This window comes from Streptococcus pyogenes, assembly GCF_002055535.1.
GTDB classification, from domain to species: Bacteria; Bacillota; Bacilli; order Lactobacillales; family Streptococcaceae; genus Streptococcus; species Streptococcus pyogenes.
In genome coordinates, this window is sequence record NZ_LN831034.1 from 485,135 (window position 1) to 503,978 (window position 18,844).

Here is an 18,844-nt window from a genome sequence, read left to right on the forward strand (position 1 = left end):
TATTAACCAAGAAGTGCTTTAAGGTCTTCTTCAATTAGTTTAGGATCTGTCTTTGAGGAATAGCGTTTAATGACTTGACCATTTTGGTCAATGAGAAATTTAGTGAAATTCCATTCGATGCGTTTCCCAAGGGGACCACTTTTTTCTTCTTTTAACCAGGTGAACAAAGGATCAGCGTCTTTACCATTCACTTTGATTTTTGCAAAGCGAGGGAAAGTAGTGTGATAGGTCAGACTGCAAAAGTGATTAATCTCCTCAGCATCTCCTGGAGCTTGATTTAAAAATTGGTTGCAAGGAAAATCTAAGACCTCAAATCCCTTGTCATGGTATGTGTCATATAGTGCTTGCAAGGCCTGGTATTGTGGGGTTAGCCCACATTTGGTAGCTGTATTCACGACCAAAACCACTTTTTCTTTGTAGTCAACTAGTGAGATGTCACTGCCGTCCTGAGCCTTAACCGTAAAATCATAGAGATTAGGCATGTGACATATCCTCGGTGTAACTGATAATTTGGTCAACGGTATCACTCAAGAATTGAATGGTATCTCGAAGAGGCTTTTCAGTGGCAATGTCTGCCCCAATGAGCATTGCAGTATCAAGAGGCGTACGGCTGCCACCTGATTTTAGGAAGTCAAGCCACTCCTTGGCACCATTTGGATTATGTTTAAGGTTGAGGTAACCAGCTGTTGAAATAACAAGCCCAGCAGAATAGGTATAACTATATAAGCCCATGTAGTAATGTGCTTGGCGCATCCAGGTAAGAGCTGCGTCATCGTCAATGTCAACGGCATCTCCCCAGAAGTCTGTTAAGACCTCTTTCATCATCGCATTTAATTGGTCAGCTCCAAAGGTACCGCCTTCTTCAATAAGGGTGTAAACCTTACGTTGGAAAGCCGCTTCCAATAGGTGAGTGATGAAGTTATGAAAGTAAGTATCTGTTAAACGGTGAGCAAGGGCAAAACGTTTTTGACGAGGGTCATCAAACTGATGTTCCAAGTAATCACTAAGCATCAATTCATTAAAGGTCGATGGCGCTTCGACGTAATAAGTTGACATATGGGTGTTGAAGTAACTTTGGTGATTATCTGAAAAAATGAATTGGCCAGAGTGACCGATTTCATGAATAAGGGTATAAACATCAGACATTCTTCCAGTCCAACTCATTAAGACATACGGATGAACCTTGTAGGGATCAGCGGCATAACCACCAGAATCCTTATTGGCGTTAGCAGCAAAGTCAACCCAGCGTTCTGTCTGATAACGTTCGATTTCTTTCGTGTATTCTTGCCCTAATGGGGCTAGAGATTTCATCACGAGGTCATAGGCACCATCAATGCTGACCTCTGGATTGAGATCATTGTCAATATCTAGCTTCCAGTCAGCAAAAGTCATTTTCTCAAGACCATTGACTTGGGCGACATGTTTTAAGAATTTCTGAGCAACCGGTCCAAATTCAGTCATGATGAGGTCAATTTGGCGGTCGAACAAGCTACGATCCACTTCCTGTTCAGCTAGGAGGTAATCAAAGACAGAAGCGTAGCCTTTCATATCCGCTAACAATTTTTCAGATTTAACCTTGGCTAAGTAAGCCGCTGCAGCTGTATTTTGGTGTTTACGGAGACCTTTTGAAAAAGAGCGGAAGGCTTTTTCACGAATCTCAGCATTTTCGTGATTTTGATAGAAATTTTCGTAAGAAACAAAGCTATTTTTATAGGTTTTACCATCCACCTCAAAATCATCCATGTCAAAGTCACCAGCCCGCATTTTGGTGTAAATATCATAGGGCGCATTGATAACCTCGCGTAAGTTAGCCAAAGCTTTTTCCACATCAGGACTTAAGAGGTGTTCTTTTTGAATTTTTGCCATGCGAATAGCTGCGCTGAAATAAGGGTTCTTTTCTAATGTATCTAACACGTCAAGGTCGGCATTGGCTAAGGCGGTGTCAAAGAAGCTAAGGGCAACGCTAGCTTTAGTCATGAAATCATCGCCAGCCTGAGCAATTTGAGCAAAACTTTCATCTGAAAAGTCAGTGGTTTGAGGCATAAAGGCATAAGTGCCAATATGACTCATTTGAATATAAATATGCTCAATTTCTATTAAGGCCTGAGTGAAATCGTCCACCGACGTTAAGCGGCCTTCATAATTGCGCTTAAACAGGTCAATATCTTGTAAGGCTTTTTCAATAGCGAGTAAAAAATCTTGGCGGTCTTTGTAGAGCGCTGTTAGATCCCAAAGTTCATTTTCAGGGAATTCTGAACGTTTTTTCAATTCCATAGTTGTCTCCTTAACAATATAGTCAAGACTAGTATAACAGAATTTTAGTGGAATATGGAGACTAAACCTATCCAAACATTCTTTAAAATAAAGCGCTTACTTTTGTTAAAAAACAAACGTTATGAACATGATCACTTTTATTTTTGGTAAAAAGTGGTATGATAGAAGAAACTAGCAAAGAAGGAGATGGTCATTTGCCACTTAAAAAGTTAGAGAGTAGTAACAATCAAGATATCATTGCTGAAGAAGTTGCTCTTTTGAAAGAAATGTTGGAAAATATCACACGACGGATGATTGGAGATGATGCGTTTACAGTTATCGAGTCTATTATGGTGTTATCTGAAAAACAAGATTACATAGAATTAGAAAAAGTTGTCGCCAATATTTCAAATCAAGAAATGGAAGTGATTTCCAGGTATTTTTCTATTTTACCCTTGCTAATCAATATTTCAGAAGATGTCGATTTAGCCTATGAAATCAATTATCAAAATAATACGGATACTGATTATTTAGGAAAATTAGCCCTAACCATCAAGGATCTTGCTGGAAAAGATAATGGTAAAGACATTTTGGAGCAGGTTAATGTGGTTCCTGTTTTAACAGCACATCCGACGCAAGTACAACGTAAAACGATTCTGGAATTGACAACTCACATTCATAAACTTCTGCGCAAATACCGTGATGCTAAGGCTGGTGTGATTAATCTTGAGAAATGGCGTCAGGAGCTATATCGTTATATTGAAATGATCATGCAGACAGATATTATTCGCGAGAAAAAGCTTCAGGTGAAAAACGAGATAAAAAATGTCATGCAGTATTACGATGGTTCTCTCATTCAAGCAGTGACCAAGTTGACAACAGAGTACAAAAACTTAGCCCAAAAACACGGTCTAGAGTTAGACAATCCCAAACCCATTACCATGGGGATGTGGATTGGTGGGGACCGTGATGGGAACCCCTTTGTCACAGCTGAAACCTTGTGCTTGTCAGCTACGGTTCAAAGTGAGGTTATCCTCAATTACTACATTGACGAATTAGCAGCCCTTTACCGAACATTTTCACTGTCGTCAACCTTGGTACAACCCAACTCGGAAGTGGAACGTTTAGCCAGTTTGTCTCAGGACCAATCGATTTACCGTGGAAATGAACCTTATCGCAGAGCTTTTCATTATATTCAATCGCGTCTTAAACAAACACAAATTCAACTAACTAATCAGCCAGCAGCTCGTATGAGTAGTAGTGTGGGACTAAACACATCTGCTTGGTCCTCACCAGCTAGTTTAGAAAATCCCATCTTAGCCTATGACTCTCCTGTTGATTTTAAAGCTGATTTAAAGGCTATTGAGCAGTCGCTACTTGATAATGGCAACTCCGCTTTGATTGAGGGGGATTTGCGAGAAGTCATGCAAGCTGTTGATATTTTTGGCTTCTTCTTAGCAAGCATTGACATGAGGCAAGACTCCAGTGTCCAAGAAGCTTGTGTGGCAGAGTTATTAAAAGGAGCCAATATTGTTGACGATTATAGCTCTCTTTCAGAAACTGAAAAATGCGATGTTCTCTTACAACAATTAATGGAGGAGCCAAGGACTTTATCCTCAGCGGCAGTTGCTAAATCAGACCTATTGGAAAAAGAACTGGCTATCTATACTACGGCACGAGAATTGAAAGATAAGCTTGGAGAAGAGGTTATTAAACAACATATTATTTCACATACAGAAAGTGTCTCTGATATGTTTGAGTTGGCCATCATGCTTAAAGAAGTGGGATTGGTTGACCAGCAGCGGGCTCGTGTGCAAATTGTTCCCCTCTTTGAAACCATTGAGGATTTAGATAATGCCCGTGACATCATGGCAGCCTATTTAAGCCATGACATTGTCAAATCTTGGATTGCAACGAATCGTAATTACCAAGAAATCATGTTAGGTTATTCTGACAGTAATAAAGATGGTGGCTACTTGGCATCGGGTTGGACTCTTTATAAAGCTCAGAATGAATTAACGGCTATTGGTGAGGAACATGGAGTGAAGATCACCTTCTTCCATGGTCGTGGAGGAGCAGTTGGTCGAGGAGGTGGCCCTTCTTATGATGCCATTACTTCACAACCTTTTGGTTCCATCAAAGATCGGATTCGTCTGACAGAGCAAGGGGAAATTATTGAAAACAAATACGGCAATAAAGATGTGGCTTATTACCATTTAGAAATGTTGATTTCAGCTTCTATCAATCGTATGGTGACTCAAATGATAACAGATCCTAATGAGATTGATAGTTTTCGAGAAATCATGGATAGCATTGTTGCTGATAGCAATATCATTTATCGAAAATTGGTTTTTGACAATCCCCATTTCTATGATTATTTCTTTGAGGCAAGTCCGATTAAGGAAGTTTCCAGTCTCAACATTGGGTCAAGACCAGCGGCCCGTAAAACGATTACGGAAATTACAGGCTTGCGTGCCATTCCTTGGGTCTTTTCATGGTCACAAAATCGCATCATGTTTCCAGGTTGGTATGGGGTAGGTTCAGCCTTTAAACGTTATATTGACCGAGCACAAGGTAACCTTGAACGCCTCCAACATATGTATCAGACGTGGCCTTTTTTCCATTCCTTGTTATCAAATGTTGATATGGTATTATCTAAATCAAACATGAATATTGCCTTTCAGTATGCACAACTAGCTGAAAGGCAGGATGTTCGAGATGTTTTTTATGAGATTTTGGATGAGTGGCAATTGACAAAAAATGTTATTCTTGCTATCCAAGACCATGATGATCTATTGGAGGATAATCCTTCCCTTAAGCATAGCTTGAAATCACGCTTGCCGTATTTTAATGTGTTGAACTATATTCAAATTGAATTGATTAAACGTTGGCGTAATAATCAACTTGACGAAAATGATGAAAAATTGATCCATACAACTATCAATGGCATAGCGACTGGTTTACGTAATTCAGGCTAATGCTCTTGAGTATTAATTGGTATTTATAGAAGTTTTCAAGTGACTAATCAGAATTTTAAAGGTTAGCCCTTGGAGCTTCTTTTTTTGAGGATTCTTGACTTTTTCTTTTGTTTGATATAGAAAGATGTTATAATGCTAAATGATTATCTCAAGAAGTAGAGGGAAAACTATGAAGATTGATAAAAGGCACCTCTTAAATTATTCTATATTATTGCCTTATTTAATTTTATCGGTGATAGGCTTAATAATGGTTTACTCAACCACAAGTGTCAGCTTGATTCAAGCACATGCTAATCCATTTAAATCGGTGATTAACCAGGGAGTTTTTTGGATAATAAGTCTAGTGGCTATTACATTTATCTATAAATTAAAATTAAATTTTTTAACGAATACAAGGGTATTAACTGTGGTTATGTTAGGAGAGGCCTTTCTTTTAATCATTGCCCGCTTCTTTACAACTGCTATCAAAGGAGCGCATGGTTGGATTGTGATCGGACCAGTCAGCTTTCAGCCTGCTGAGTATTTAAAGATCATTATGGTATGGTATTTGGCATTGACCTTTGCTAAGATCCAAAAAAACATTAGCCTTTATGATTATCAAGCACTAACTCGTCGAAAATGGTGGCCAACACAATGGAACGATTTACGGGACTGGCGTGTTTATTCTTTGTTGATGGTACTTTTGGTTGCTGCTCAGCCTGACTTGGGAAATGCTTCCATTATTGTATTGACAGCCATTATTATGTTTTCTATCAGTGGCATTGGTTACCGATGGTTTTCGGCTATCCTAGTCATGATTACCGGTCTATCCACGGTCTTTCTTGGGACTATTGCCGTTATTGGGGTAGAAAGAGTTGCTAAGATTCCTGTTTTTGGCTATGTCGCTAAACGTTTTAGTGCCTTTTTTAATCCTTTTCATGACTTGACCGATTCAGGTCACCAATTAGCCAATTCTTACTATGCTATGAGTAATGGTGGGTGGTTTGGCCAAGGGTTAGGAAATTCCATTGAAAAGCGTGGCTATTTGCCCGAAGCACAGACAGACTTTGTCTTTTCAGTTGTCATTGAAGAGTTAGGTCTAATAGGAGCAGGGTTTATTTTGGCACTTGTTTTCTTCTTAATTTTACGTATTATGAATGTTGGTATTAAAGCAAAAAATCCTTTTAATGCCATGATGGCTTTAGGAGTAGGCGGTATGATGCTCATGCAAGTCTTTGTTAATATTGGTGGTATCTCAGGCTTAATTCCATCTACTGGTGTTACCTTCCCTTTTTTGTCTCAAGGTGGAAATAGCTTACTTGTCTTATCTGTTGCAGTGGGTTTTGTACTAAATATTGATGCTAGCGAAAAGCGAGATGATATATTTAAAGAAGCTGAATTATCTTATCGAAAGGACACTCGAAAAGAAAATAGTAAAGTTGTAAATATCAAGCAATTTCAATAATATTCTAAAATCTCCTTTAAGGAGATTTTAGAATATAGACAATCCCAGTTTGATGCTCAAAAAACTTGAACTGCTCTGCTGATTTCTTATTTTTGCGTGTGACATGAGCCCAAACAGCTGCTTTTTGCTGTGGCAAAAATAAAGCGTGGAATTCCAAAGGAAGTCGCTGCTATAAGCACCACCTAAGGAGAGTATCAAAAAAGACTTTTTCATCTATTTAAAAAATAAAGAAATGGCAAAAAACATAAAATACTTGCATTTTCATTGTAATTTGCTACAATAGTAAGGTAAAGTTAGACTGTATGGCCTACCGTCTATCTATAAAATATATTTTATTGGAGGCTTTTCCTAAAATGGCAAAAGAAAAATACGATCGTAGTAAACCCCACGTTAACATTGGTACAATCGGACACGTTGACCATGGTAAAACTACTTTAACAGCTGCAATCACAACTGTATTGGCACGTCGCTTGCCTTCATCAGTTAACCAACCAAAAGATTACGCTTCTATCGATGCTGCTCCAGAAGAACGCGAACGCGGAATCACTATCAACACTGCACACGTTGAGTACGAAACTGCAACTCGTCACTATGCGCACATCGACGCTCCAGGACACGCGGACTACGTTAAAAACATGATCACTGGTGCCGCTCAAATGGACGGAGCTATCCTTGTAGTTGCTTCAACTGATGGACCAATGCCACAAACTCGTGAGCACATCCTTCTTTCACGTCAGGTTGGTGTTAAACACCTTATCGTGTTCATGAACAAAGTTGACCTTGTTGATGACGAAGAGTTGCTTGAATTAGTTGAGATGGAAATTCGTGACCTTCTTTCAGAATACGATTTCCCAGGTGATGACCTTCCAGTTATCCAAGGTTCAGCTCTTAAAGCTCTTGAAGGCGACACTAAATTTGAAGACATCATCATGGAATTGATGGATACTGTTGATTCATACATTCCAGAACCAGAACGCGACACTGACAAACCATTGCTTCTTCCAGTCGAAGACGTATTCTCAATTACAGGTCGTGGTACAGTTGCTTCAGGACGTATCGACCGTGGTACTGTTCGTGTCAACGACGAAATCGAAATCGTTGGTATCAAAGAAGAAACTAAAAAAGCTGTTGTTACTGGTGTTGAAATGTTCCGTAAACAACTTGACGAAGGTCTTGCAGGAGACAACGTAGGTATCCTTCTTCGTGGTGTTCAACGTGACGAAATCGAACGTGGTCAAGTTATTGCTAAACCAAGTTCAATCAACCCACACACTAAATTCAAAGGTGAAGTATATATCCTTTCTAAAGACGAAGGTGGACGTCACACTCCATTCTTCAACAACTACCGTCCACAATTCTACTTCCGTACAACTGACGTAACAGGTTCAATCGAACTTCCAGCAGGTACAGAAATGGTTATGCCTGGTGATAACGTGACAATCAACGTTGAGTTGATCCACCCAATCGCCGTAGAACAAGGTACTACTTTCTCAATCCGTGAAGGTGGACGTACTGTTGGTTCAGGTATCGTTTCAGAAATCGAAGCTTAATTTTAATTAAGTTCCCAGAATAGCAATTTAAGTCAGACAACTTAAGTTTGAAGAAGCCCCCAATTCGGGGGCTTTTTGCTATCTTAAACTCCATAAAATGCTGATAAATAAGAATGAAAAGCTTTCAGAAAAAGGGTTTTTATTTGTGAAAATATTCCTAAAATATAAGCAATTCCTTTTAATCGTCGGTCATTTGTGCTAAAATAGAAGATATAAATAAAAAAAGAAGAGGTATGTGATATGTCACGTAAACCAATTATTGCTGGTAACTGGAAAATGAACAAAAACCCTCAAGAAGCAAAAGCATTCGTTGAGGCTGTAGCAAGCAAATTACCTTCAACTGACCTTGTTGATGTTGCCGTAGCAGCCCCAGCTGTTGATTTGGTAACCACTATTGAAGCTGCTAAAGATTCAGTTCTTAAAGTTGCTGCACAAAACTGCTACTTTGAAAACACAGGGGCATTCACTGGTGAAACATCACCAAAAGTGCTTGCTGAAATGGGAGCTGACTATGTTGTGATTGGTCACTCAGAACGCCGTGATTACTTCCATGAAACAGATGAAGACATTAATAAAAAAGCCAAAGCAATCTTTGCTAACGGTTTAACTCCAATTGTTTGTTGTGGTGAGTCTCTTGAAACTTATGAAGCTGGTAAAGCCGTTGAGTTTGTAGGTGCACAAGTTTCAGCAGCACTTGCAGGTCTTTCAGCAGAGCAAGTAGCTTCACTTGTTTTAGCTTATGAGCCAATCTGGGCTATCGGTACTGGTAAATCAGCTACTCAAGATGATGCTCAAAACATGTGTAAAGCTGTTCGTGATGTGGTAGCAGCAGACTTTGGGCAAGAAGTTGCTGATAAAGTTCGCGTTCAATACGGTGGTTCTGTAAAACCTGAAAACGTTAAAGATTACATGGCTTGTCCAGATGTTGACGGTGCCCTTGTAGGTGGTGCATCACTTGAAGCTGATAGCTTCCTTGCTTTGCTTGATTTCCTTAACTAAGTCATCTAAAAAAGAAAAGGTTAAATCCTTTTCTTTTTTAGATGACTTAACTCTTACTATAAGAGAATAAAGGTGATTCTACAGGCAAATGCATTAGCCTAATAGCGGTTTAATAGCTTTTTTGCCAATCTAATGAAATGATATTTGATTGGAAATGGATAACATCTAAATGTCCCTGGTTTTTGCAAAATAAAGCCATTGAAATTCTGTTTAAAGCGCAAGACACCGTCTGAACCATCAAACTTTCCAGTAATACCAAGAAAATTATATTGTTTGATGCCCTTGTGAATTGCCTTGAGCATAGCATGCTCTTGTAATAGAGCTGGGCTATAAAATTTATTAAATTTGGGGTAAGATCCTGAAAAGAGGTAGACGGCCTCTTGTTCGGTATAGATAAAAAGACTTCCCGCAAGGAACACATCTTTAGTTCCATACTCTTCAAGAAAATGGAGAGCTTCAGAAATTCTTACCTGAAAGGTTTCGAACTGGCTGGATAGTTCTTTTAATCTATTTTGCTTTTTTTCAGAATGAGGATTTTTGCCAAGGTCTCCTTTAACTTTGTTGATGCTGGTTGCTAGTTGTAGTTGTCTTTGTTTAAGGTTATTAAGGTAATCTTCAAAATTAAGAGTCGCAACCATAAATTCACAAGAGTCTCCAAAACTATCATAAAAGTCCTGATAGTAAGATAATGATTTGTCAAGGTAATCTCTACGATCAGAGGTTGCTTCAGTAATTTCTTTGAAATGGTGTAACTCATCTCGTTTCAGTTGACGTAATTTAATACCAAAAGTATTAGCTTTTTTTATTAAAGCTTTTCCTTTTTTGCTGAAGGAACGGGTTAAACGTGAGGAATCAATTCCTTCTAACTTTTTAACGTAATGCCAAACAGGTTCACCCTCAGGATAGCCTGTTTTTAAACCGTCATGTTTATATCCTAACGCCGTTAAAAGGCTAATAAGGTCAGTGTTTGGACGAGAAATAGGGATGCCATCAGTATCAAATGACTGATAATTGTCGTAAGGTTTTAAAATGAGTTCGATAACGTCTTTTTGTTTGGCATAGTCTTTAAGTTGAGTGTAAAAATGTTCTAATTCTTCGGGATGATTGGTATTAGGGCCTGCATTGAGTTCCATACGCCAACCTCCAGCCACTTTTTGGCTAAAGACCATAGCAGCAACCTTTAGTTCACCATCTTTTTCAAGTCCAAGAAATTGTGGTTTTGCCCCTCTTTTAGCCATCAAGCTGGCCATTTCTGAGGTTTGGATAAAGGAATGATGGACGAGACTGTGGCAGTAATGGTCAAATTGTTCTTGTGAAATTTCAATTAGTGCCATTAGTTGTGCTCCTTAATTTTTTTCTTAAGTTATAGGTTAAGATGGCTAAGCTTGAAACAAGGCCGACAGGAATGTTGAATTCACCTGCAAATTCTTCGATAGTGGGGTTGAGTCTAGCTTTGAAATGATAGAGTCCACCATCTTGTTGATTTTCCACACCTCCTAAATTATGCCAGCGGCAGCCTCTTTTAAAAGCTTCTTTAGCCGTTTCATACCAGGTTAAAAGAGGAGCTTGATAATTGCGATAATCATCGTCCATTCCCGCATAAAGATTTTCAGAAGTCTCGCCATAAATCAAGGTTAGGGTGGCGGCTAATGGGATGCGGGTTTGGCCTGTAGCGAGCTGCTCGCTTAAAATGGTTAAATCTTTTTGTAGCCGTGCAATGGTTTTTTGATTTTCTGCTACTTTGCTAGGTTTACTCTTATCTGTTAATCGTGCTTGTTCTGCTAAGGCCTTGTCCAACTGTTGGATCAAGAGTTTTTTTTGTTCAGGTAAGTCTAAACTAGCCATAGTAATGTAGGACTGACCAGCATAAATACCTAGTAATTTTTGATAATAGGATTTGCCTCGAAGGATAATGCCTTTTCGATTCTCGGTTTTTTTCATCAAGGCTGAAAAGTCGTCTAGCAATTCACTGCCACCAATCGTGACATTAACACCTTTATTGGTAGCGGTACGAATGGATTGCTTGGCTTTTTTGGGCAGGCTGTCAAAGTCAAAATCCTTGGCGTAGATGTTGGCTTGTATTCTTGGTTGAATAGTGTCTTCGAGTTCTTTTGTTCTGCCAGACCATTCGACACCGAGTTTTTTTAGAAAAGCAATAATAGAGAGTGTCACATCATTTTCTTTGCTCTCTTTTCCTTCTAAAGTTTGTTTGATGACTAAACTTGGATCAATTTTGATAAAAAGCGCTCGTTTGCTTTTTCCGAAAGTTTTGAGCGTTTTAATGACGAAATCAAGGAGTTCAAAATTGGCGTAGTCCATGATTGGCCCACGTGGGATATAAATCATAGTGAAACCAAGAGGAAGTTTTCTGATTAAACAAGCAGCAGCAGCAACTTGTACCCCATTTTCATAAAAGCTGATGCGTTCGTGTTTCCAGTTATCTTTGACTTTTCCCCACTTTGAACTTTGAAGTAAGCCAGCTTGTGGCTGTGCTAAGACAAACTGATCATGTTCTTCAGGAGATATTCCGATTTTATATGTATACATTAGTTTAATACCCACTTGCGAATAGCATGTGCCACACCACTGTCATTGTTGGATTTGGTGATGTATTTGGCTATTTTTTTCAATTCAGGAACCCCATTTTCCATGACAACAGGGTTGGCAACGACTTCTAACATAGCACGATCATTTTCAGCATCCCCGATGGCCATGGTTTGTGACATATCTAGCCCGAGTTTTTTAGCTAAGTGTTTGATGGCATTACCCTTGCTGACGGTTTTTGGCATGAACTCTAAATAAAAAGGGGTTGACTTGACGATGGTGTACTTATCAAAGAAATGTTGAGGAATTTGCTTGATGGCCGCGTCCAAAAGGTCAGGTTCATCAATCATCATCATTTTGATGATTTCTTTATTGGTCATTTCTTCGGGAGTGCGATAGAAAATAGGCATGTTTACCAAAGTCGATTCATGAACTGTGTATTTTCCAATATTCCGATTGGCAGTGTAAATACCTTCTTTGGTAATGGCATGCATGTGAACTCCTAATTTTCGGCTCAAAAATTCCGTTTCCAGATAATCGTCGTAAGTCATCAATTCTTTAACAATTTCTTCGCCGGTCTCGGCATCTTGCACCAAGCCACCATTAAAAGTGATAACGTGGTTTCCTTTGTGGTTGAGTTCTAATTGTTCGAGTAATGAAATCACTCCGGCAATAGGTCTGCCAGTAGCAATCACCACATGAACCCCTTGGGCTTTAGCCTCTTGGACAGCTTGAAAAACATCATCTGTAATTCGACGGTCATCAGTGAGTAATGTGCCATCAATATCGACAGCAACCAGTTTGATAGACATGGCATCCTCCTTGTTTTTTTGTGGTTTATCTTAAAAATGTTCTCCCTCCTATCTTACTAAAAATAGGTGCTTTTGTCATGGGATGGGAAAGGAAACTTAAGGAAAAACGAGAGAAAACGTTTTAGTTTAGCTCAATCGCCTCTGTAGTAACTAAAAAGATTGAAGAAAGTACTCTTTCTTCAATCTTAGAATGGAGACAAACCCAGTTTGATGCTCAAAAAGCATGAACTGCTCTGCTGATTTGACAACTGATTTCTTATTTCTGCGTGTGACGTGAGCCAAAACAGCTGCTTTTTGCTGTGGCAAAAGTGGTGTCAATACTGGCAGTGACGTTACGCGGAATTTTTGAGACCCTAGGCTCAAAAATAAAGCATAGAATTCCAAAGGAAGTCGCTGCCATAAGCATCACCTAAGAAAAGTATCAAAAAAGACTTTTTCTGCAATCTTAAAGGGCTTTACTGACTAAAGTGAAAATGCCCATTGGAAATATAACTCATAAAAGTTTCCTTGCTAGGAGCAAAGAGGTCATCGAGCTCTAACATTTCCTTTGGAAAATAAAAGCGACGGTCTCCGTAGGTTGTCCCTGTTAATGCTTTGACAATAGGAGATAACTGAGATAATTCAGCAAGGCTCCCGTCTTTTTGCATCATTTCAATCTGAGTTCTTGGATTTTCGAGCTCTGGTCGATAAATATCATAAGGCAGGTCGAAGTTGATATGGATACCGGTGTAATAATCTGGATCAAAGCCAACTGATTCGACCAATTGGCGCAAGCGTTCTAACTCTCCTTGGGAATCTTGGTCAAAGGTAACAGACTTCAGAATTTTTCGATTAATAAAGCGACTGGCCAAATCTGATAAGATATGGTCTTCGCTTGCCATCCAGACTTGGAAGTAAGTATTCATGACTCCGTCATCTAGGGCTATATAATCTGCTAAATTAGCCTTCTTTTCAAAGAAGGGGATGAGTCCAGGAGCTGTTTTTTGGAAATAAGCCTGTTGCTCAGGATATAAGTGTTGGGCTCTTTTGAGGAGATTTTGTAAGATGAGCTCAACAGCACGGCTGGCGGGATGAAAATAGACCTGCATGTACATTTGAAAACGACTGACAATATAGTCCTCGACAGCATGCATACCACTATGTTCAAAGACAATGCCATCTTCAACAGGTCGAATCACACGTAGGATGCGCATTAAATCAAACTGACCGTAATTGGCAGCAGAAAAATAAGAATCTCTTAAAAGGTAATCCATACGGTCGCAGTCAATCTGGCTGGAAATCAGTTGCACAACTTGCTTGTTAGGATAAGTATGATTAATCACGCTGGCAACTTTGTCTGGAAAATCAGGAGCATGACGCACCAAAATGGCATTGATTTCTGTCTCAGGATTGGTAATTATCTCCTGAGTAAAGGCCTCGTGATCCGTATGAAAAAGAACCTCAAAGGTATGAGAATAGGCTCCATGACCAATGTCATGTAAGAGGGCAGCCGTCATAGTGACCAGACTTTCATCTTTATTCCAGATATCAGCGTATTTCTCTTCAAAAATAGCTGTCACCCGACGGGCAATTTCGTAAACACCTAGGCAGTGAGAAAAACGGCTATGTTCTGCGCCGTGGAAGGTGAAAGCTGTTGTAGGGACTTGTTTGATGCGTCGTAAGCGTTGGAATTCTTTGGTATTGATAAGGTCATAAATTAATGGATTATCAATGTGGATATAGTTGTGAACAGGGTCACGAAATACTTTTTCATTCATAATTTTTATTATATCAAAAATTGATAAAATAAGGAGAAATTGATAGAATAAACAGACGAGCTTAGAATAGAAAGAAGAGTTATGAAATTACAGTTAACCAACCATATTCGCTTTGGAGATGAGACAGAGATTATTCAAGAAATTCATGATTGTGAGTGGCGAGAAAAAGGGGGCTATCAGTACCTCATCTATCAAAACACTGACAAGGAAAAGGTTGTCATCAAGTACAATGAGACAGAACTGACCATGAGCCGTTTTTCCAACCCTCAGTCAATCATGAAATTTTTTGCGGGCAAGAAGGTCCTGATTGCTCTACCTACGCCGATGGGGGTTCAACAATTTTTGACAGATACCAGTCATTACCACTTAGATTGTTCTTGTCAAAAATTGGACCTTCATTATCATTTGCTTCAAGCTCAAACAGAAATGCTATTTGCAAGCTATCATCTTGAGCTGAGTTGGGATTAACTAAAAAGATAGCAGTAAATCATCTGATTAGGGATTATTCTTGTTTTTTAGTCAGGTTTTTACTATAATGGTTATTATATCAAGGGAGTAGCAGACGGCTAGCCGTGATTGTATCGTCAATACGGAATTTCGGTTTCCGGTACAATCTTAAACAGCGAGACTTGTTTAAGAAAAATAAACAGGTCTTTTTATTTGAACAACTAAAATAAAAAGACCAAGGAGGTACTAATTTGTCTAAAGAACAAAGACATGAAGCATTTTACACGCAAAGTGAAGAGACCGTACTGGCTCAATTAGAGACCAGTCGCGAAGGTCTTACGTCTGCCCAAGCAAAAGAGCGCTTAGCAGAGTATGGTCGTAATGAGCTTGATGAAGGCGAAAAACGAAGTTTATTTATGAAATTCCTTGATCAATTTAAGGATTTGATGATTATTATTTTGATTGTGGCAGCCCTTCTTTCAGTTCTTACAGAGGGGATGGAAGGTTTGACAGACGCCATTATTATCTTGGCTGTTGTTATCCTAAATGCTGCTTTTGGTGTTTACCAAGAAGGACAAGCTGAAGCTGCTATTGAAGCCTTGAAATCAATGTCAAGTCCACTGGCTCGTATTCGCCGCGATGGGCATGTGACTGAGATAGACTCTAAAGAATTGGTCCCTGGAGATATTGTCTTGCTAGAAGCGGGAGATGTTGTCCCTGCTGATCTGCGTCTTTTGGAAGCTAACTCCTTAAAAATCGAAGAAGCAGCGCTTACTGGAGAATCTGTACCGGTTGAAAAAGACTTGTCAACGGCTGTTTCAGAAGATGCCGGTATTGGTGATCGCGTCAATATGGGATATCAAAACTCAAATGTGACATATGGTCGTGGGATTGGGGTTATCACTAACACTGGCATGTACACCGAGGTTGGGCATATTGCTGGTATGCTTGCTAATGCTGATGAGACAGATACACCATTGAAGCAAAACCTTGACAACCTTTCTAAGATTTTGACTTATGCGATCCTTGTGATTGCAGCGGTGACTTTTGCTGTTGGAGTCTTCTTGCGTGGTCAACACCCGCTTGAAGGCTTGATGACTTCAGTAGCGCTTGCTGTTGCAGCTATTCCAGAGGGACTTCCTGCGATTGTTACTGTTGTGCTTTCTCTTGGAACTCAAGTACTTGCTAAACGTAACGCCATTATCCGTAAATTACCAGCTGTTGAAACGCTAGGATCAACTGAAATCATTGCTTCTGATAAAACGGGTACCTTGACAATGAATCAAATGACCGTTGAAAAAGTTTATACCAACGGGACACTCCAAAGTTCATCAGCTGATATTGCTTTTGACAATACGACACTTCGTGTAATGAACTTTGCTAATGATACTAAAGTTGATCCTTCAGGGAAGTTAATTGGTGACCCAACAGAAACAGCTTTGGTAGAGTTTGGGTTAGACCACAATTTTGACGTACGTGAGGCTATGGTGGCAGAACCTCGTGTGGCAGAACTGCCATTTGATTCTGACCGTAAGTTGATGTCAACCATTCATAAACAAGCTGATGGCAAATATTTCATCGCTGTTAAAGGTGCACCAGATCAGTTATTGAAACGTGTCACACAGATTGAAGAAAATGGACAAATTCGTCCTATTACGGATGCTGATAAAAAAACCATTCTTGATACCAATAAGAGTCTTGCCAAACAAGCTCTTCGTGTCTTGATGATGGCTTACAAATATTCTGATGCCCTTCCAACACTGGAAACAGAAATTGTTGAGGCTAATCTTGTCTTCTCTGGTTTGGTAGGGATGATTGACCCTGAACGTCCTGAAGCAGCACAGGCTGTTAAAGTAGCTAAGGAAGCTGGCATTCGTCCAATCATGATTACTGGTGACCACCAAGATACAGCAAAAGCTATTGCGAAACGTCTTGGTATTATCGAAGAAGATGGCGTTGATCATGTCTTTACAGGTGCTGAACTCAACGAATTATCAGATGAAGAGTTCCAAAAAGTCTTTAAACAATACTCCGTGTATGCCCGTGTATCTCCTGAGCATAAAGTTCGTATCGTTAAGGCTTGGCAAAATGAAGGCAAAGTTGTTGCCATGACTGGCGATGGGGTTAACGATGCACCATCTCTTAAAACGGCAGATATTGGTATTGGTATGGGAATTACAGGTACAGAGGTTTCTAAGGGAGCTTCTGACATGGTTCTTGCCGATGATAACTTTGCAACCATTATCGTTGCGGTTGAAGAAGGACGTAAGGTCTTCTCAAACATTCAAAAAACAATTCAATACTTACTTTCTGCTAACATGGCAGAAGTCTTTACCATCTTCCTTGCAACCTTGTTTGGTTGGGATGTGCTTCAACCAGTTCACTTGCTTTGGATTAACTTGGTAACTGATACCCTACCAGCTATTGCTCTTGGTGTTGAACCTGCTGAGCCTGGTGTGATGAAACACAAACCTCGTGGACGTAAGTCAAGCTTCTTTGATGGTGGGGTGAAGGAAGCCATTCTTTACCAAGGTGCCTTCCAAACCATTTTGGTGCTTGGGGTTTATGGTTTTGCCTTGATGTTCCCAGAACACACAAGCTATCATGATGTCCATGCAGATGCTTTGACCATGGCTTATGTGACCCTCGGTTTGATTCAGTTGGTACATGCCTACAACGTGAAATCTGTTTACCAATCCATCTTTACTGTTGGATTGTTCAAAAACAAATTGTTCAACTATTCTATTCCAGTGGCCTTTGTAGCATTAATGGCAACAGTTGTTGTTCCTGGATTTAATCAATTCTTTCATGTGACACACTTGACGATCACACAATGGTTAGTGGTTATTATCGGAAGTCTCTTGATGGTTGTTCTTGTTGAATTGGTGAAAGCTGTTCAACGATCACTTGGTCAAGATGAAAAAGCAATTTAATAGACGCTAAAAGGTTTGAGACAATTGTCTCAAACCTTTTTTTATAATCGTTACAATGATAAGGACTATTGGTATGCCTGACATTAAAAAGTTGATTCTTGCCAATTGACTTGACAGTCAAAAATTTGTTGTTTGGCTTCTTGACTGTGACCTTCAATATCATCGATTAAAATCTTAGTAGCCTGTTCGCCTTCTTCATAGGCGGGTTGGATAATAGTTGTTAGTGTTGGTGAAGAAAATTTTGTCCACTCAATGTTATCAAATCCTACTAGTCCAATCTCTGGTATATTAAATTTAAGAGACTTCATAGCTGTAAATACTTTTGGAAGAGCCCAACAATTGGGGACAAAAACCAAACTCTTTTTAGTCAGTGATCCTTGCAAAAACTGAGCAATTGCCTCTGAAGAAGTCTGATTTTCATCAATAATCATTTCTTGATGAGTAAGATGATTAGCTTCTAACACATCAATGAAGCCTGAAGCGCGTTCAATACGAGTGCTAAGTAAATTGGGGTTACCCGTGATCATGATAAAATGTTCATAACCTTTATCGATACATTGTTGAATGGTATCATAAACAGCATCATAATTATTAGTTTTGACCCAGTTTGTGCGATGTTCGTAAAGTTGGCTATCAAAAAAGACAACCTTCTTTTTTTTAATATCGATAATACGTGAATATTTTCTAAAGTTAGAAGTTGGTTGAATAATAAAACCATCAACACCAAGATTGAGCATCTTTTCAATGAGTTCATCTTCGCGAGAAGGGTCGTAGTTGCTGTTTCCGATGATAATTTGGTAACCAAATTCCTGGGCTTTGCTTTCAATTCCTTTGACAATTTGGTTTGAAAAACTGTTTGTGATGTCACCTATAACAACACCAATGAGTTTAGTTGATTTTGCATTGAGACTTCTAGCAGCAATGCTCGGTTTATAATTAGTAGCTTTGATACTCTCGCTGATGCGGTTTTTAGTTTCTTCAGACATCTTGTCAAACCTGCCATTTAAGTAGAAAGAAACTGTTGTTTTTGAAGTTTTCGCTAATTCAGCAATATCTTTGATGGTTACTTTGCGCTGCATTGCATACACTCCTTTAAAATAGTAATGGTTAGTCATATTATAACATAA

The 18,844-nt window shown here is 39.3% G+C and carries 13 protein-coding genes; 6 read left to right on the forward strand and 7 right to left on the reverse strand.

Annotated elements, in window-relative coordinates:
* Positions 1-2: 2 nt before the first annotated feature.
* The gene (locus B6D67_RS02655; protein WP_010922028.1) at positions 3-482 is read right to left on the reverse strand and encodes a glutathione peroxidase; all 480 of its coding nucleotides are present in this window, start codon (positions 480-482) and stop codon (positions 3-5) included.
* Positions 475-2,274 carry an oligoendopeptidase F gene (gene pepF / locus B6D67_RS02660; protein WP_010922029.1) on the reverse strand — a complete coding sequence of 600 codons (1,800 nt, stop codon included), beginning with the start codon at positions 2,272-2,274 and terminating at the stop codon, positions 475-477. The genes B6D67_RS02655 and pepF overlap by 8 nt, the downstream gene beginning before the upstream one ends.
* A gap of 194 nt (positions 2,275-2,468) precedes the next feature.
* Here pepF and ppc point away from each other — a divergent pair, with 194 nt between their 5' ends.
* The 4 genes from ppc (at position 2,469) to tpiA (ending at position 9,224) form a co-directional block, all read left to right on the forward strand.
* A complete protein-coding gene (gene ppc / locus B6D67_RS02665; RefSeq protein WP_029714039.1) occupies positions 2,469-5,231 on the forward strand; it encodes a phosphoenolpyruvate carboxylase in 2,763 nt (920 codons plus the stop codon).
* 169 nt (positions 5,232-5,400) lie between these two features.
* Positions 5,401-6,675 (forward strand): cell division peptidoglycan polymerase FtsW, encoded by a 1,275-nt coding sequence (ftsW, locus tag B6D67_RS02670; RefSeq protein ID WP_002990545.1) that lies wholly within the window; start codon positions 5,401-5,403, stop codon positions 6,673-6,675.
* A 353-nt stretch (positions 6,676-7,028) separates the two neighbouring features.
* Complete coding sequence (tuf, locus tag B6D67_RS02675) at positions 7,029-8,225, forward strand: elongation factor Tu (RefSeq protein ID WP_010922031.1); 1,197 nt, start codon at positions 7,029-7,031, stop codon at positions 8,223-8,225.
* Between the two features lie 240 nt (positions 8,226-8,465).
* Positions 8,466-9,224: a triose-phosphate isomerase gene (gene tpiA, locus B6D67_RS02680; RefSeq protein WP_002990539.1), complete on the forward strand. Its 759-nt coding sequence runs from the start codon at positions 8,466-8,468 to the stop codon at positions 9,222-9,224.
* Positions 9,225-9,322: 98 nt separating this feature from the next.
* Here the strand turns inward: tpiA and B6D67_RS02685 are convergent, their stop codons facing one another.
* The 4 genes from B6D67_RS02685 to B6D67_RS02705 all read right to left on the reverse strand — a co-directional run bounded on the left by B6D67_RS02685 (position 9,323) and on the right by B6D67_RS02705 (position 14,337).
* Complete coding sequence (locus tag B6D67_RS02685; RefSeq protein WP_010922032.1) at positions 9,323-10,558, reverse strand: aminoacyltransferase; 1,236 nt, start codon at positions 10,556-10,558, stop codon at positions 9,323-9,325.
* Complete coding sequence (locus B6D67_RS02690) at positions 10,545-11,771, reverse strand: aminoacyltransferase (protein ID WP_010922033.1); 1,227 nt, start codon at positions 11,769-11,771, stop codon at positions 10,545-10,547. The genes B6D67_RS02685 and B6D67_RS02690 overlap by 14 nt, the downstream gene beginning before the upstream one ends.
* A complete protein-coding gene (gene yidA, locus B6D67_RS02695; protein WP_002985513.1) occupies positions 11,771-12,580 on the reverse strand; it encodes a sugar-phosphatase in 810 nt (269 codons plus the stop codon). Before yidA ends, B6D67_RS02690 begins: the two co-directional genes overlap by 1 nt.
* Positions 12,581-13,035: 455 nt before the next feature.
* On the reverse strand, positions 13,036-14,337 hold the full coding sequence (locus B6D67_RS02705; RefSeq protein ID WP_002985509.1) for an HD domain-containing protein: 1,302 nt from the start codon (positions 14,335-14,337) through the stop codon (positions 13,036-13,038).
* A gap of 81 nt (positions 14,338-14,418) precedes the next feature.
* Here B6D67_RS02705 and B6D67_RS02710 point away from each other — a divergent pair, with 81 nt between their 5' ends.
* Positions 14,419-14,805 (forward strand): YwiB family protein, encoded by a 387-nt coding sequence (locus tag B6D67_RS02710; RefSeq protein WP_002985505.1) that lies wholly within the window; start codon positions 14,419-14,421, stop codon positions 14,803-14,805.
* A 230-nt stretch (positions 14,806-15,035) separates the two neighbouring features.
* Positions 15,036-17,717 carry a cation-translocating P-type ATPase gene (locus B6D67_RS02715; protein WP_010922034.1) on the forward strand — a complete coding sequence of 894 codons (2,682 nt, stop codon included), beginning with the start codon at positions 15,036-15,038 and terminating at the stop codon, positions 17,715-17,717.
* An 83-nt stretch (positions 17,718-17,800) separates the two neighbouring features.
* Here B6D67_RS02715 and B6D67_RS02720 read toward each other — a convergent pair whose 3' ends face one another.
* Positions 17,801-18,796 (reverse strand): LacI family DNA-binding transcriptional regulator, encoded by a 996-nt coding sequence (locus B6D67_RS02720; protein ID WP_010922035.1) that lies wholly within the window; start codon positions 18,794-18,796, stop codon positions 17,801-17,803.
* Between the last annotated feature and the right edge of the window lie 48 nt (positions 18,797-18,844).